At 68.5% G+C, this 15,226-nt stretch carries 12 protein-coding genes; 10 read left to right on the forward strand and 2 right to left on the reverse strand.

Annotated features, from left to right (window positions below; all coding sequences use genetic code 11):
• Positions 1–55: 55 nt before the first annotated feature.
• Positions 56–946 (reverse strand): SMP-30/gluconolactonase/LRE family protein, encoded by an 891-nt coding sequence (locus tag LAJ19_RS11410; RefSeq protein WP_225475868.1) that lies wholly within the window; start codon positions 944–946, stop codon positions 56–58.
• A 132-nt stretch (positions 947–1,078) separates the two neighbouring features.
• Between LAJ19_RS11410 and LAJ19_RS11415 the strand changes: the two genes are divergently transcribed.
• From LAJ19_RS11415 to LAJ19_RS11430, 4 genes are all read left to right on the forward strand, one after another.
• A complete protein-coding gene (locus tag LAJ19_RS11415) occupies positions 1,079–3,925 on the forward strand; it encodes a 2-oxoglutarate dehydrogenase E1 component (protein ID WP_225475869.1) in 2,847 nt (948 codons plus the stop codon).
• 177 nt (positions 3,926–4,102) lie between these two features.
• Positions 4,103–5,386 carry a 2-oxoglutarate dehydrogenase complex dihydrolipoyllysine-residue succinyltransferase gene (odhB, locus tag LAJ19_RS11420; protein WP_225475870.1) on the forward strand — a complete coding sequence of 428 codons (1,284 nt, stop codon included), beginning with the start codon at positions 4,103–4,105 and terminating at the stop codon, positions 5,384–5,386.
• A 109-nt stretch (positions 5,387–5,495) separates the two neighbouring features.
• Positions 5,496–5,999, forward strand: coding sequence for a hypothetical protein (locus LAJ19_RS11425; RefSeq protein WP_225475871.1), 504 nt, complete (start codon positions 5,496–5,498; stop codon positions 5,997–5,999).
• Positions 6,000–6,266: 267 nt separating this feature from the next.
• Positions 6,267–7,880 (forward strand): C1 family peptidase, encoded by a 1,614-nt coding sequence (locus LAJ19_RS11430; protein ID WP_225475872.1) that lies wholly within the window; start codon positions 6,267–6,269, stop codon positions 7,878–7,880.
• A 59-nt stretch (positions 7,881–7,939) separates the two neighbouring features.
• Here the strand turns inward: LAJ19_RS11430 and glmS are convergent, their stop codons facing one another.
• Positions 7,940–9,760, reverse strand: coding sequence for a glutamine--fructose-6-phosphate transaminase (isomerizing) (gene glmS, locus LAJ19_RS11435; protein WP_225475873.1), 1,821 nt, complete (start codon positions 9,758–9,760; stop codon positions 7,940–7,942).
• A 512-nt stretch (positions 9,761–10,272) separates the two neighbouring features.
• Here glmS and LAJ19_RS11440 point away from each other — a divergent pair.
• From LAJ19_RS11440 to LAJ19_RS11465, 6 genes are all read left to right on the forward strand, one after another.
• Positions 10,273–10,470 carry an FmdB family zinc ribbon protein gene (locus LAJ19_RS11440; protein WP_225475874.1) on the forward strand — a complete coding sequence of 66 codons (198 nt, stop codon included), beginning with the start codon at positions 10,273–10,275 and terminating at the stop codon, positions 10,468–10,470.
• Complete coding sequence (locus LAJ19_RS11445; protein ID WP_225475875.1) at positions 10,467–11,567, forward strand: S1C family serine protease; 1,101 nt, start codon at positions 10,467–10,469, stop codon at positions 11,565–11,567. Before LAJ19_RS11440 ends, LAJ19_RS11445 begins: the two co-directional genes overlap by 4 nt.
• Positions 11,568–11,797: 230 nt before the next feature.
• Entirely contained in the window at positions 11,798–12,409 is a 612-nt protein-coding gene (locus LAJ19_RS11450; protein WP_225523263.1) for a deoxynucleoside kinase, read from the forward strand.
• Positions 12,409–13,032, forward strand: a complete 624-nt coding sequence (locus tag LAJ19_RS11455) for a deoxynucleoside kinase (protein WP_225475876.1) — start codon at positions 12,409–12,411, stop codon at positions 13,030–13,032. The genes LAJ19_RS11450 and LAJ19_RS11455 overlap by 1 nt, the downstream gene beginning before the upstream one ends.
• A 64-nt stretch (positions 13,033–13,096) precedes the next feature.
• A complete protein-coding gene (locus LAJ19_RS11460) occupies positions 13,097–13,699 on the forward strand; it encodes a hypothetical protein (RefSeq protein WP_225475877.1) in 603 nt (200 codons plus the stop codon).
• Positions 13,700–13,729: 30 nt separating this feature from the next.
• Positions 13,730–15,187 carry a UDP-N-acetylmuramoyl-L-alanyl-D-glutamate--2,6-diaminopimelate ligase gene (locus LAJ19_RS11465; RefSeq protein WP_225475878.1) on the forward strand — a complete coding sequence of 486 codons (1,458 nt, stop codon included), beginning with the start codon at positions 13,730–13,732 and terminating at the stop codon, positions 15,185–15,187.
• Positions 15,188–15,226: the final 39 nt, after the last annotated feature.

A 15,226-nucleotide genomic window follows, 5' to 3' on the forward strand; every position in this document is an offset into this window, starting at 1 on the left:
TAGGCGCGGGGGGTGCCGCGGTCCTTGAGGTGTTCTTGCGGGTCTGGCCGCCGGTTCAGCGGAACGTCAGAGCGGTGACGGTGGTGGGGACGCGCCAGAAGCCGGTGGAAGCAGTGACGAACAGGGTACTGCCGTCCGCACCGCCGAAGCAGACGTTGCTGACCGTTTCCGGGAAGAGAATACGGCCGAGTTCGTGGCCGTCCGGGGTGAGGACGTGCACGCCGTCTGCGGCGCTGCTCCAGATGCGCCCGGCGTGGTCGAGGCGCAGGCCGTCTGTTTTGCCGGGGGTGACGCGGAAGTGCAGCCCGGCCAGGGTGGCCTGCCCGTCGGGGGTGATGTCATAGCGGTACGTGCCGGCCTGGTCGCCGGTGTCGGCCAGCAGCAGGGTGCTGGCGCTCGCGAAGGCGAGGCCGTTGGGTTTGTGGCGGTCGCGGATGGGCGCGCTGAGCTGCCCGTCGGGAGTCAGGCGGAAAACCCAGCGTCCGGGGAGTTCCATGGGCTCGCCGCGGCCACCCTCTTCGGGTTTGTCCAGGCCGTAGGTGGGGTCAGTGAACCAGAGGCTGCCGTCGGGGTGCAGGGCCACGTCGTTCGGGGAGTTCAGGCGCTGGCCTTCGAACTGGTCAGCGAGGGTGGTCCAGCTGCCGTCCGGTTCCTGGCGGAGCAGGGCGCGCGCGCCGTGGGAGCAGGCGATCAGGCGGCCCTGGGCGTCCAGGCAGTGGCCGTTCTGGTACCCGCTGGGGCGCTGTTCCTCGACCAGCTGGCCGGCGTCGGTGTACGCCCAGGTGTGGTTCTGCCGGACGTCACTGTAGATGACCCGCTGCCGGGAGGGCACGTAGGTGGGTCCTTCCGTCCAGGTGTGTTCGCGGCCCAGCTGTTCCGGCGCGGCGCCGTCGGGGAACAGGGTCAGGAAGTCCGGGTGGGCGGCTTGGAAGGCGGGGTGCGTCATGCCTTCATGGTGAGGCCTGCGGTGGGGGGGCGTGCGGGGCCGGATCAGGTGAGCAGGGTTACGCACTGAGGAACGGCTTTTGGTGCATGCAGGTTCCATTGGGCTGCGCGGCGGGCGGTATGCTGAGGCGTTATGACGCAGTCGCAGACGATCATGTCCGGCGGGAACGCGGCCTTTATCGAGGGCCTGTACGAGGCGTACCTGGCGGACCCCCAGAGTGTTGATCCGCAGTGGCGGGTCTACTTCGATGAGTTGCGTGGGGGCGCGCGGGAAACGCCGCACTCCGCCGTGCAGCAGGCGTTCTATCAGCTCGGCACGCAGCGCCGCGGCGGGACCGTGGTGCCGGTGCCGCACGGCGTGAGCGGGGCGCAGCAGGCGGCGGGCGCCCTGATCACGGCGTTCCGGGTGTACGGGCACATCAGTGCCAAGACGAACCCGTTGAAGATGCGGGGGCTGCCGGTCGTCCCTGAACTCACGCCGGAGTACTACGGGCTGTCGGCCGCGGATCTCAGTGAGCGCGTGCAGGACGGACCGTTCAGCGGACCGCTGCAGGACGTGATCGCGCAGCTGCACGACACGTACTGCGGCCCGATCGGGTTCGAGTTCAGCTACCTGCCTGCCAACGAGCGGGCGTGGTTCCAGGAACGTGTGGAACGCAACCGCGGCCGCGGCGCGTTCAGCGTGGAGGAGCGGCGGCGCTTCATGCTGAAGCTGAACGCCGCTGAAGGCCTGGAGCTGTACCTGAAGAACAAGTACCCGGGCGTGAAGCGCTTCGGCCTGGAGGGCGGCGAGTCGTTCATTCCGCTGCTGGACCGCATCATTCAGCAGGCCGGTCGGGCCGGCGTGAAGGAAGTGGTGCTGGGCATGGCGCACCGCGGCCGCCTGAACACCCTGGTGAACATCTTCGGGAAGCCCAGCAGCGTCCTGTTCGACGAGTTCGACGGGAAGAAGAAACTCAGCGACAACCCGGATGTGGCCGGTGACGTGAAGTACCACATGGGGTACTCCAGTGACGTGCGCACCCCGGGCGGCGCGATGCACCTGGCGCTGGCCTTCAACCCGAGTCACCTGGAGATCGTCTCGCCGGTCGTGCACGGCAGCGTGCGCGCCCGCCAGGACCGCCGCGGGGACACGGACCGCCGCAGCGTCCTGCCGATCACGGTGCACGGGGACGCCGCCGTCAGTGGCCAGGGCGTGGTGATGGAGACCCTGAACCTGTCGCGCCTGCGTGGTTTCGCGACGGGCGGCGCGGTGCGGATCGTCATCAACAACCAGGTGGGCTTCACGATCAGTGACCCGCGCGACACGCGCTCCAGCCGGTACTGCACGGACGTGGCGAAGATCGCCAACGCGCCGGTGCTGCACGTGAACGGTGACGATCCTGAAGCGGTGGCGTTCTGCGGGGATCTGGCGCTGGCGTACCGGCAGGAGTTCGGCAAGGACGTGTTCATTGACCTGATCTGCTTCCGCCGCAACGGGCACAACGAGGGTGACGAGCCGCGCATGACGCAGCCGATCATGTACCGCGAAATTGACCAGCACCCCGGCACGCGGGCACTGTACGCGAAGACCCTCGAGGCCGAGGGCGTGCTGCAGCCCGGAGAGGGAGACCGGCTCGTCGAGCGGTTCCGGGATCAGCTGGACGCGGGCGAGGCCGTCGTGGAGGAGATGGAGAACGCCGCGCAGAGCCGCCTGGCGGTCGACTGGAGCGAGTACACCGGCACGCACTGGCGCGACGAGGTGACCACCGCGGTGCCGCAGGCCAGACTGACGGACCTGGGGCTGAAACTCGCGGAGGTGCCGGAGGGCTTCAAGGTGCACCGCACCATCGAGCGCACGGTCATCAAGCCGCGTCAGGCGATGGCGCGCGGGGAGCAGCTGCTGGACTGGGGCATGGGGGAAATGCTGGCCTACGCCTCGCTGCTTGACGAGGGGTACGGTGTGCGGCTGGTGGGTCAGGACTCCGGGCGCGGCACGTTCGTGCACCGTCACGCGGTGCTGCACGACCAGAACGCCCTGGACCCCATGAACGAGGAGTACATGGCGCTGGCGCACCTGCGTGACGGGCAGGGCCGCGTGGAGGTCATTGACTCCACCCTGTCCGAGGAGGCCGTGATGGCCTTCGAGTACGGGTACTCCACGAGTGAACCCAAGGCCCTGATCGCCTGGGAAGCGCAGTTCGGGGACTTTGCGAACGGCGCGCAGGCTGTGATCGACCAGTTCCTGAGTGCCGGCGAGAGCAAATGGCAGCGCCTGAGCGGCCTGACGCTGCTGCTCCCGCACGGGTACGAAGGCGCAGGCCCGGAGCACTCCAGTGCCCGGCTGGAACGCTACCTGCAGCTGTGCGCGCAGAAGAACATGCAGGTTGTGGTGCCCAGCAGCGCCGCGCAGATCTTCCACCTGCTGCGCCGTCAGGTGCTGCGCCCCTACCGCAAGCCCCTGATTGTCATGACGCCCAAGAGCCTGCTGCGCAACAAGGCCGCCATGAGCCCCCTGACGGACCTCGCCGAGGGCCGCTTCTGTGAGGTGATCGGGGACGCCGAGGTGCAGGGCGCGCGGCGCGTGGTGATCAGCAGCGGCAAGCTGCACTGGGAACTCGTGGACGCCCGCGCCGCGGACCGCGACGGGTACGCCGGCACCGCCCTGATCCGCCTGGAGCAGCTGTACCCTTTCCCCGCCGACGCCCTGAGCGCAGAACTCGCGAAGCATCCGGGCGCCCAGGTCGTCTGGGCGCAGGAGGAGCCGGAGAACCAGGGCGCGTGGCTGATGATCTGGGAGGACCTGGAGCAGGCTCTGGCCCCCGGGCAGACGCTGCAGAGCTCCACCCGTCCGCGCAGCGCCAGCACCGCTGCCGGGTACGCCAGCGTGCACGCCAAGGAGCAGGCGAAGGTCATCGCCGACGCCCTGGGCGAGAAGATCGACCCGCAGGTCGTGCAGGAGCAGAAGGAACTGGCACACACCGCGCAACAGGACGCCTGAGCGTTCCCCAGGAGGAGGCCCCCGGACCAGGTCCGGGGGCCTCCTCCTGTGCCTGACGGCCGCGGGCGGGCAGCGGCACAGCAGCCGCCGGGCTGGCGAGGCGGGCGGCATTTCGTGCCTTGTGTTCGGGCGTCCCCGGCGCAGTCACAGCGCCCGGGGGGTATAACTGAGGGCGTTATGGCGGACATCAAGGTTCCTGTTTTTTCCGAGTCGGTGAGCGAAGGCACGCTGCTGGCGTGGCACAAGAAACCCGGCGATCCTGTAAAGCGCGGCGAGGTGCTGGCCGAGATCGAAACGGACAAGGTGGTGCTGGAGGTCACGGCGCTGCAGGATGGCGTTCTGGTCAGCGTGGCAAAAAATGAGGGGGACACCGTGCTCAGTGAGGAAGTGCTGGGCGTCGTCGGTGAGGCGGGGAGCGGGACCGCGCCGGTGGCCGACCGGGTGAGCGGCCCGGTGGCGAACGAAGCCACGGCTGGCGGAACTGCCGCGCAGCCCGACAGCGCGCCCCTCGGTAATGAAGCGACCCGCCGCGACGACCTGTCCCCGGCGGTTCGCAAGATCGTGGCCGAGCAGGGCCTGGATCCGGCGCAGATTCCGGCTACCGGCCCGAAAGGGAACATCACGAAGGCGGACGCCGTGGTGGCGGCCCAGGGCGGCCTGACGTACCAGGGTCCGCAGGACGCCGCTCAGCCCCCCATGCAGGGTGCGGCGCAGCCCGCAGCGCAGGCGCAGCCGGCCGCCGTGAGTGTGCCGGCCGGCGAGCGCCCGGAGCAGCGGGTGCCCATGACCCGCATCCGTCAGCGCATCAGTGAGCGCCTGAAGGAGGTGCAGAACACGGCGGCCATCCTGACCACCTTCAACGAGGTGAACATGAAGCCCGCCATGGACCTGCGCAAGAAGTACCAGGATCCGTTTGTGGCGAAGCACGGCGTGAAACTCGGCTTCATGAGCCTGTTCGTGCGTGCCGCGACCGAGGCCCTCAAGGCCTTCCCGGTCGTGAATGCCAGCGTAGAGGGCAAGGACATCATCTACCACGGCTTCTATGACATTGGCATTGCCGTGGCGAGTGAGCGCGGACTGGTCGTGCCGATTCTGCGTGACACCGACCAGATGAGCCTCGCGGGCATCGAGAAGCAGATTGGGGTGTTCTCCCAGAAGGCCAAGAGCGGCAAGCTGACCTTGGAGGACATGAGCGGCGGCACGTTCAGCATCACGAACGGCGGTACGTTCGGCAGCATGATGAGCACCCCGATCATCAACGCGCCGCAGAGCGCGATTCTGGGGATGCACAACATCATCGAGCGGCCCATTGCGCAGAACGGGCAGGTGGTGATCGCCCCGATGATGTACATCGCGCTGTCCTACGACCACCGCATCATTGACGGGAAGGAAGCCGTGCAGTTCCTCGTGATGATCAAGAACCTGCTGGAAGACCCGGCGCGGATGCTGCTGGAACTCTGAAACCCGGCCTCCACACTCACAGGGGCGACGGCTTAGCCGTCGCTCCTCTTCTGTCAGCCTCCTGGGTTCCGTGAGAGTTCTGCCAGCACGCGTGCCGTACGCTGGTCGCATGACCGGGTTTCAGGTTCAGGACGCCCTGACGGGGCGCATTGGGGGCGTGTCGGACGGCTGGGCGCTACAGGCCACCTGGGATGGCACGCGCCTGCAGGGACACGTGGGCGGCTTCACCGACGGCATGGCCGTCGCCGTGTGGATCGACGAGGGCGCCCTGGTCGGGCGGGTGGGCGGCGTTACGCAGGGCTTTGACGTCCGCGCCAGCATCGCGGCGGGCGTCATGACCGTGCGGCTGGGCAGCTTCACGCAGGGCACAGACGTGGCGTTGAACTTCACGCCGGAGACCGTCACCGGGCGTCACGGAACGTTCACCGACGGGCTGGACGTTCACCTCCGGCACTATGCGGGCGAGGTGCGTGGCCGGCTTGGGTCGTTCACCCGCGGTGTGGACGCGCAGCTGGACCTGGGGCCGGTCCCGTTCCCGCTGGGCGCGTTGCTGCTGACCTGCACGCTGAAACTCTGGCTGGATGCCGGGCGGCCCCTCAGACCGGCCCGGTAGGGCGCGGCGGGTCTGGAGAGTCGTTCTGGCCGCGGCACGCACAGCTGCGGCCAGAAGAATGGTCAATGACGCTCAAAAGCGGGCACAACGGGGAGGTCCCTGCCCTGCGCGCCGTTTCCTGGCACCGCGGCGCGCCGGGCAGGGACGGCACCGGGAACGGCCGATCACGGCCTGATCATGGGGGGTCTGGTGAAGTGGGTTCAGGCAGGGCTGCTCCTGCCGCGCCGCCCCCCACTTCAGGCCTCAGCCACCCCCCGGAGGACCGTCATGACCACCATTCGCACTGCCCGCCTGCTTGCCCTGTGCGCCGCGCTGACCGCCACTGCCCACGCTCAGAACACCGTGAACCTCCAGAGCCTGCAGGTGCAGCCCGTTCAGGTCGCGAACCTGAACCTGAATGTGCTGCGCGTGACGCCCAGCGTGTTTCAGCAGACGCTGCAGGCGCCGAATGTGCTGCAGCTGAACCTGCAGGATCTTCCGGCGCGCGTGCAGGCGCGGAATGCGGAGATCAGCAGCAGCCTGACTGTGGTGCGGGCCCTGAACGGCGCCGCGGACCTGCGGGCGGACGTGGCGCGCGTGACCCTGCAACTGCCGCGCGGCCTGACGGTGCCCACGCAGGTCCGGCTGCGCAGCGGGGAGCTCAAGGACGTGCAGCTGTTTGGGCAGGAGACCGTGGCGTTGAACGTCGCGCAGGCTGAAGCGGCTGCACCCCGGAACCGCGCGGAGATTCTGCAGTCCTTCGGGCTGAGCGAGCAGAGCCCGGTGCCGCGCGAGTTCCTGTCCGGCGACGCGCCGACCACCCTGAAGTTGAACACGCTGATCCGCTCGCCGCTGCTGAACGTGATCGTGCAGGCCCGGCCGCCCGCGCCGTCTCAGCCTGGTCAGGAGCTCGGCGACGGCTTCGTGAACAACCCGTCCGACGGCGCGTGCCGCTTCACGCCCACGAGTGCGCTGTTCGGGCAGATGCGCGGCACGAACGTCGGCCTGATCACCACGATCAAGGACCAGGGGAGCCGCGGCACCTGCATGGCGTTCGCGTTCGTGTCCGGTCTGGAGAGCCTGATCGCGCGGCGCACCACCACGCGCTACAACCTGTCCGAACAGTACGCGTACTACTGGATGCGTGGCGATGACGGCGTGCTGGGGGACGGTGCGGGTTTCGGAGATTACGATGACCTGATCGGGAAGAACCGCATGATTCCCACCGAGGTCCGTTGGAAGTACAACCCGTCACGCAGCCGCGTGCGCGTGCCGGCCGATCCCAAGCAGGCCATCACGGCTTTCAGGAACTCCTGCGTGAATTACCTGAACCAGGCGTGCAGTGATACGACCGCGCAGGCGCAGCTGGTGTGCCAGAGCGGCACGAGCAACTGCGCCTGGAAGCCCGAGTGGGAGATCGCGCAGAACGCGGCGTTCAACTTCCGGCCCACGCTGGGCAGCGAGGTGTGGGTGTCGCTGGGCAAACTGAACCTGGGCAACGCCGAGGCCACGCGCGCCTACCGCCGCGCCATGATGCGCCAGATGCTTGACCGAGGAGACCAGCTGCTGCTGATGTTCGCCGTGGACGGCGCCTTCGACGCGATCGGCGCCAATGGTCTGCCGAACCTGGCCCGCATGGGGCAGGATTACCGCGGGGGGCACGGCGTGCACCTTGTGGGGTACGTGAACACCGGCACGCAGACGTACAACGTGAACATCGGCGGGCTGGTGAACGCCAAGATGACGCTGCCCACCGGGTATTTCGTGATCAAGAACTCCTGGAGCTGCGGGTTCGGGGACGGCGGGTACGCCTACCTGCCAGACAACTTCATGGATACGGAAACGTGGGGCGTGTACAACCTGCGGGCGAACGCGGTCGCGTCGGACCTCGCGGGCTTCTGAACCTGCAGTGAGCGCGGGCCCCGGCAAGTACGTCCGGGGCCCGCGCTCTGGGTGTGGCGTTACTCGACGGTGACGCTCTTGGCCAGGTTGCGGGGTTTGTCCACGTCCTTGCCGAGCGCGGTGGCGGTGAAGTACGCCAGGAGCTGCATGGCGATGGCGTTCACGACGGGGCTGACCATCTCGTGCGCGCGGGGAACGTAGATCACGTCGTCACCGTGGCGGGCGTTCTCGGTGTCGCCGTCACTGAGGAACAGGATGACCTTCCCGGCGCGGGCGCGGACTTCCTGCACGTTGCTGATGGTCTTTTCCAGCAGGCGGCTTTCGGTGGCGATAACCGCGACGGGCATCTTCTCGTCGATCAGGGCGATCGGGCCGTGCTTCATCTCGCCGGCGGCGTACGCCTCGGCGTGGATGTAGCTGATCTCCTTGAGTTTCAGGGCGCCCTCGTACGCGGTGGGGCTGTTCACGCCGCGGCCCAGGAACAGGTAATCGCGGGCGTGCGCGTACTTCTCGGCCACTTCCCTGATGCGCTGCACACGTTCGGGGTTCAGGGCCTCCTCGACCAGGCGGGGCAGTTCCCGCGCGGCGCGCAGCAGTTCAGCGCCCTGCTCCTCGCTGAGGGTGCCGCGCGCGCGGCCCAGCCACAGGGCCAGCATCAGGAACGCGCTCACCATGCTGGTGTACGCCTTGGTGCTGGCCACCCCGATTTCAGGCCCGGCGTGAATGTAGAGGGTGTCGTCCAGTTCGCGGGTCATGGAGCTGCCCTTGGCGTTGATGACCCCCAGGGTCCGCGCGCCGAACTTCTTCGCCTCGCGCAGCGCTTCGAGCGTGTCGATGGTCTCGCCGCTCTGGGAGACCACGATCGCCAGGGTCTGCTCGCTGACCAGGGGGTCGCGGTAGCGGTACTCGCTGGCGACATCCACCTCGACGGGAATGCGGGCCAGCTGCTCGATCAGGTACTCGCCGACCAGCCCGGCGTAGAAGGCGGTGCCGCACGCAATGATCGAGATGCGTTTGAAGGAGCCGGGATCAAGGTTGATGTCGAGGTTGACCTCGCCGGTTTCGTCGTGCAGGCGGCCGATCAGGGTGTTCGTGAGGGCCTGCGGCTGCTCGTAGATCTCCTTGAGCATGTACGTGTCGTACCCGCCTTTCTCAGCGGCCTCGGCGTCCCACTCGATGTGCTCCACGGGACGGGTCTGCGTTTCGCCCTGCAGGTTCATGACGCGGTAGCCGTCGTCGTTCAGGACGACCATATCGCCGTCGTGCAGGAACACCATGTTGCGGGTGTAGGCCAGCAGGGCCGGAACGTCACTTGCGAGGAACATTTCCCCTTCGCCGACGCCCATGACCAGCGGGCTGACGGTGCGGGCGGCCACGATTTCCCGGTGGTCCACATGCGTGACCACGATGCCGTAGGCGCCGCGCACCTGCGCCAGGGCGGCGCGCACCGCTTCTTCCAGGTTGCCGCTGTAGGCTTCCTCGATCAGGTGCGCGAGGACCTCGCTGTCCGTTTCGCTCTTGAAGGTGTGACCGCGGCTCATCAGGCCTTCTTTCAGCGCGAGGTAATTCTCGATGATGCCGTTGTGAATGATGACGATCCGGCCGTCCTCGGTGGCGTGAGGGTGGGCGTTGGTGTCGTTCGGCAGGCCGTGCGTGGCCCAGCGGGTGTGACCGATGCCCAGCGTGCCGGTCAGGGGCGCGCCGTCAAGAAGGGTGTTGAGGTTGGCGAGCTTGCCGGCCTTTTTCTTGACCTCGATCAGGCCCTCGCCGCACACGGCGATGCCGGCGCTGTCATAGCCGCGGTACTCGAGTTTCGCGAGGCCGGAAATCAGGACGTCCTGCGCCTGCCGGGGGCCGATATAACCAACGATTCCGCACATGAGAACTCCAGAAGGTGCCGCGCCTGGGCAACGCCGGCGTGAGGCCCGGGCCGCCACGCGGCTGCGTGACGGGGGGCCTGCCGGCGTTGGGGCGGCAGGGTGCCTGGGGGATTTGGTGCGTCGGGTCCGGCCTTATGCTCACGTTGCCGTGAGGGTTATCGCCGGACTTCCCGTCCCGTGGGACGGCGGGTAGGCGCTCGACGCGCGCCTGGAGGCATCCGCAGATTGCTCGCTGACCTCCACCTCGTCTCCCCGGCGGCTGCCGGGGCCTTGCGCTGCCCTGTTAGCGTGAACCGGACACCAACGGTTCACGCGGGCAGCATAGCATTGCCCCCCGAGCCTCCCGTGAGTGCATGTCTCCATGAACGCCATACACTCCTGGGGGCCATCACCCCCGAAGGGACAGTCACCTGCCGTTCATCCGCGCCTCGCCGCACTTGCTAGGATGAACCGCGACTCTCCCCCACGCCCCACCGGGCGGCGGGAGCGGCGCACACGAGGTTGAGATCACCATGCCCACGTACCTGTACAAGAACCTGGAAACCGGCGAAGTCTACGAACTGCAGCAGAGCATGCGCGACGACCCCTACACGGCCCACCCTGAGACCGGCGTCCCCATCAAGCGCGTCCTGGCGCGGCCCGGCATTGCTTTCAAGGGAAGTGGCTTCTACGTCACCGATTCGAGGCCCAAAAGCGGCGGCACCGAGTGAACGCGGCGCGCGCCCTGGTGGCCGCGGCGCTTCTCAGCGGCGCGGTCACCGGTGCGTACGTCACGGGGCGCGTGACCGCGCAGCGAACCCTGGTCACCCCGGACGAAATCAATACGGTCGAGGTCACCCAGAAGGCCTTGCAGGCGGTGGTCCGTGTCGACAACCGCCTGCAGCGCGAGCGGCTTCAGCCTGGGGATGACCCCATCGAAACGGGCACCGGGTTCTTCTACAAAAAGGACCTGATTGTCACGAACTACCACGTGGTGCAGTTCCAGGAATCCCTGACCGTCACGCTGTACAACGGCCGGCGCATTCCGGCCCGCCTGGAAGGCGTGGACCCTGGAATTGACATTGCGATTCTGCGGGTCACGGGGGTCACAGCGCCCGCCACGCTGAGTTTCGGGTCCAGTGCCCGCCTGATTCCCGGACAGAAACTGCTGACCATCGGCACCCCCCTGCGCATTCCGAACTTCGTGGGGACCGGGGTGTTCAGCGTGGCGGTCAGTGCACGCGACATTCCCCGCTCGGACGGTTTTGCCAACGAGGTCGGGCAGTACATTGCCACCACCGCAAACATCCAGCAGGGCAACAGCGGCGGACCACTCCTGGACTCGCGGGGCCTGGTGGTGGGGGTCGCCGACGCCAGCGCCGCGCCGAACGGCCTGGTTCCGGGCATCATTGGCATTGCGGTGCCGGGCGACCTGGTCAAGCAGAGCCTGGATGACCTGGAGAAGATCGGGGTTCCGCAGCGCGGCACGCTGGGCGTGACGCTGGTGGATCTGGACAGCCTGGACCCGGCCCTGCGGCAGCTGGCAGGCCTGAGCAGTTCCGAAGGCGCGCTGGTGGATCAGGTGCCGGCCGGCACGGCCGCGGCCCGCGCCGGGCTGCGCGGCAGCCTGCGCAACAGCAAAGACCAGCTGCTTGCGCCGCTGGGTGACATCATCGTGGCGGTGGACGGGCAGCGGGTGCGGGATTCGTTCGACGTGATCCGGCTGGTGGCCGCCAAGCGGCCCGGGCAGACGGTGACGCTGGACGTGTGGCGCAACAAGAAACGCGTGGCGGTCAAGGTCACGCTGCTGAAACGCACCCTGCAGTAGGCGGCCTGAGGAGGGCCGGGGTGGCGCGCGGCCTGGCCGGCGTCACCCCGCGGCTGGGCGCAGCAGAAAAAGGCGCTGGGCAGGCTCAGAAAGGCAACCGGGTCCGGGCGGGACCGCCGCGCCCTGAACCGCCCGAGCCCGGCGGGTCACCTGATCCCCAGGGGCCCCCCGCATGTCAAGGTCTTCATCCACCCTTGAGTCTCGTGAGGGACGCTATGCTCTGGCCTGTCATGTACGTCGTCGTCGAAGGGCCCATCGGGGTCGGAAAAACAAGCCTCGCCGGGCGCCTCGCCGCCCACTACAGCGCCGAGCTGAACCTGGAGATCGTCGAGGAGAACCCCTTCCTGGCCAAGTTCTACCGGCAGCCCGACGCGTACGCCTTCCAGGTGCAGGCCTTTTTCCTGCTGTCACGGTTCAAGCAGCTCTCGGCGCTGTGGCAGCCCGGTCTGTACCGCGACTCGGTGGTGAGCGACTACCTGTTCGACAAGGACTTCATCTTCGCGGCCATGAACCTGCGCGACGCGGAATTCGAGCTGTACCAGGACCTCTACGCGCATCTCTCGCCGCGCCTGCCGACCCCGGACCTCGTGGTGTACCTGCGCGCCGACACGGATGAACTGCTGCGCCGCATCGCCAAACGCGGCCGGCCCTTCGAGCAGGACATGCAGGCCGCGTACCTCGCTGAGCTGACCGCCCGGTACGACGAGTACTTCCGCACGTACCCTCACCCGCACCTGATTGTCGACGCGGCCGGCATTGACTTCGTGGGCAACCCCGACGACGAGCAGATGCTCCTGACCCGCGTGGACCAGGCCCTGCGCGCCGGTCAGGCGGCCGACTGATGTACCTCGCCGTTTCCGGCAACATCGGCAGTGGCAAAAGCACCCTGACGCGCATGCTCGCCAGCCGGTACGGTTTGCGGCCCGTGTATGAACCGTACGCCGACAATCCGTACCTGGAAGACTTCTACCGCGACATGCGCCGCTACTCCTTTCACTCGCAGGTGTACTTCCTGTCCCGGCGGCTGGAGCAGCACCTGAACCTCGTGACCGGCGCCCGCTACGTCATTCAGGACCGCACGGTGTTCGAGGACGCGAACATCTTCGCGCGCAACCTGTTCGAGAGCGGGCACATGGAGCAGCGGGACTGGGCGACGTACTGCGGCCTGTACGAGGGGGTCCTGCCGGCCCTGCGCGTCCCGGACCTGCTGATCCACATTGACGCGAGCCTGCCCACCCTGAAAAAACGCATCGCGCAGCGTGGCCGCGCCTACGAGCAGGACATCCCCGAAGCGTACCTGGGCGGCCTGAACCGCCTGTACGACACCTGGGTCGAGGGCTTCGACGCCTGCCCGGTCGTGCGGGTGCCCGGAGACCAGCTGGACTTCGTGGCAGACCCGCAGGCGTTCGAATGGGTGTGCCAGCGCGTGCAGTCCTACGGGTTCGGGTTGCCGCTGCTGCGCTGAGCCGCCCGGTACGCCTGGTCAGGTGAGGCAGCGCGGCGCGGAACCCGCCGCTAGGGTAACCCCCATGCGTCTTCCCGTCCCGCTGGCCCTCCTGCCCACCGTCCTGCTCGGCCTGCTCCTGACCTCTCCGCGCGCCGCCGCGCAGACCCCGGCCCTGAACCTGGGCTGCCCCGCCTGGACCGTTCTGAACCCCGCCGACGTGCGCGCGGCCCAGGTGAGCGCGGCCCGCGCGCTGTTCACCAACGCGGCCGGCCAGATCAGCCGCGTGGCCCTGAACCGCGACGACCTGGTCCTGCAGGGCCCCAGCGTCAACGGGCGGCGCTGCACCTACCTCGTCCGGGAGGGCGAGGTGACTGGCGTCGGCGGCTTCCTCACGAACTTTCAGGTGAGGCCCGTGGCGACCGCCGCGACCCTCAGCGGCCGCTGGACAAGCGGCGCCGACTCCGTCCTCACCCTGCAGCGCCGCTCGAACGAGGCGGTGGACTTTACGGCCGTGAACGGCGGTCTGCAGGGCCTGCTCTCTCGCCAGCCGGACGGCTGGCTCAGCTACGCCGGGGGCGATTGCCGCCTGAACGTCTGGCCGGTGGGGGCGTGGCTGCTTGTGCAGGACAGCGGCCGCTGCGCCACGACCCTGAATTTCAGCGGCCTGTACCGCCGCGAGCGCTGAGAGCCGCCGGGGGGCCGCTATGATCCCCGCATGCGTCTGTCCGAGCTGGCCGCCCACCTGAACGCCCCTGCGCCCACCCCCGACCTGGAGGTGCAGGGCGTGACGCACAACGCCGCCTGGGTGCAGCCGGGGTTCGCGTTCGTGGCGATCCGCGGAGCGCGCTTCGACGGGCACAGCTTCCTGGAACAGGTGGCCGGGGCGGGCGCCGTGGCCGTGATTGGTGAGGGCCTGCCTGAGGGGACCGTCAGTGCCCTGCCGTACCTGCGGGTTGCCTCGGCGCGCGGCGCGCTCGCCGACGCGGCCGCCGCCCTGGCCGGGCACCCCAGCCGGCAGTTGCGCATGGTGGGCGTCACCGGCACCGACGGCAAAACCACCACCAGCTGGCTCACGCGGCACCTGCTGCGCGCCGCGAACTTCCGCACCGGGCTGCTCAGCACCGCCGGGTACGAACTGCCGGACGGCGCGCTCCGGCACTTCCCGGCGCATTTCACGACCCCGGAGGCGCCGCAGGTGCAGGCCACCCTGGCCGACATGGTCGCCGCGGGCGCCGACGCAGCCGTGCTGGAAGCGAGCAGTCACGCCCTGGCGCTTGACCGGGTGCGCGGCGTGGCCTGGGACGTGGCCGTCTGGACGCACCTGACCAGCGAACACCTGGATTTTCACGGCACGCTGGAGAACTACTTCGCGGACAAACGCCGCCTCGTGGAACGCGCTCCGTTCGCCGTGCTGAACGTGGATGACCCCTGGACTGCGCAGCTGCGCGGCGTGGCGCCCGCCGAAACCACGTACTCCGCCGAGGGACAGCACGCCGACTGGCGCGCCGGGAGCATTGAGGAGCGCAGCACCGGGCTGCACTTTCACGTGGTGAGCCCGCTGGGGGAATTCGACGCGCACCTGCCCATGATCGGCCGCTTCAACGTGGCGAACGCCCTGGCCGCCATGGCCGCCGCCGCACACCTGGGCGCCAGCTGGCCGCAGCTCGTCGCAGGTCTCGCCAGTTTCCGCGGTGTTCCTGGCCGCATGGAACTCGTGCCTGACCCGCTGGGCCGGCGCGTGGTGGTGGATTTCGCGCACACCCCGCCCAGCCTCGAAAAGGCCCTGGCAACGCTGCGTACCACCACGTCCGGCCGGCTGATCGTGCTGCTCGGCTCGGCGGGCGGGCCCCGTGACCCCGGCAAACGCGCGCCGCTGGGTGAGGTGGCCACGCGCCTCGCCGACCACGCCATCTTCACTGAGGAGGACTGCCGCGACACGCCGCTGGCAGACATTCTGGACGCGATGGAACACGGCGCGCGGGGGGCCGGACGCGACAACTTCACGCGCGTGCCTGACCGCCGGGACGCGATCCGCCGCGCCATCGGCCTCGCCCGGCCGGGTGACACGGTCCTGCTGGCCGGGAAAGGTCCCGAGGACACCCTGGAACGTGCGCACGAGGTCGTGCCCTGGAACGAGGTTCAGGAGGCCCTGGACGCCCTGCAACTGAACTGACTGTCCGCGCAGCGGCGTGGTATGACGGCTCCATGCGCC

Source organism: Deinococcus taeanensis (genome assembly GCF_020229735.1).
In the GTDB taxonomy this organism is placed as follows: domain Bacteria; phylum Deinococcota; class Deinococci; order Deinococcales; family Deinococcaceae; genus Deinococcus; species Deinococcus taeanensis.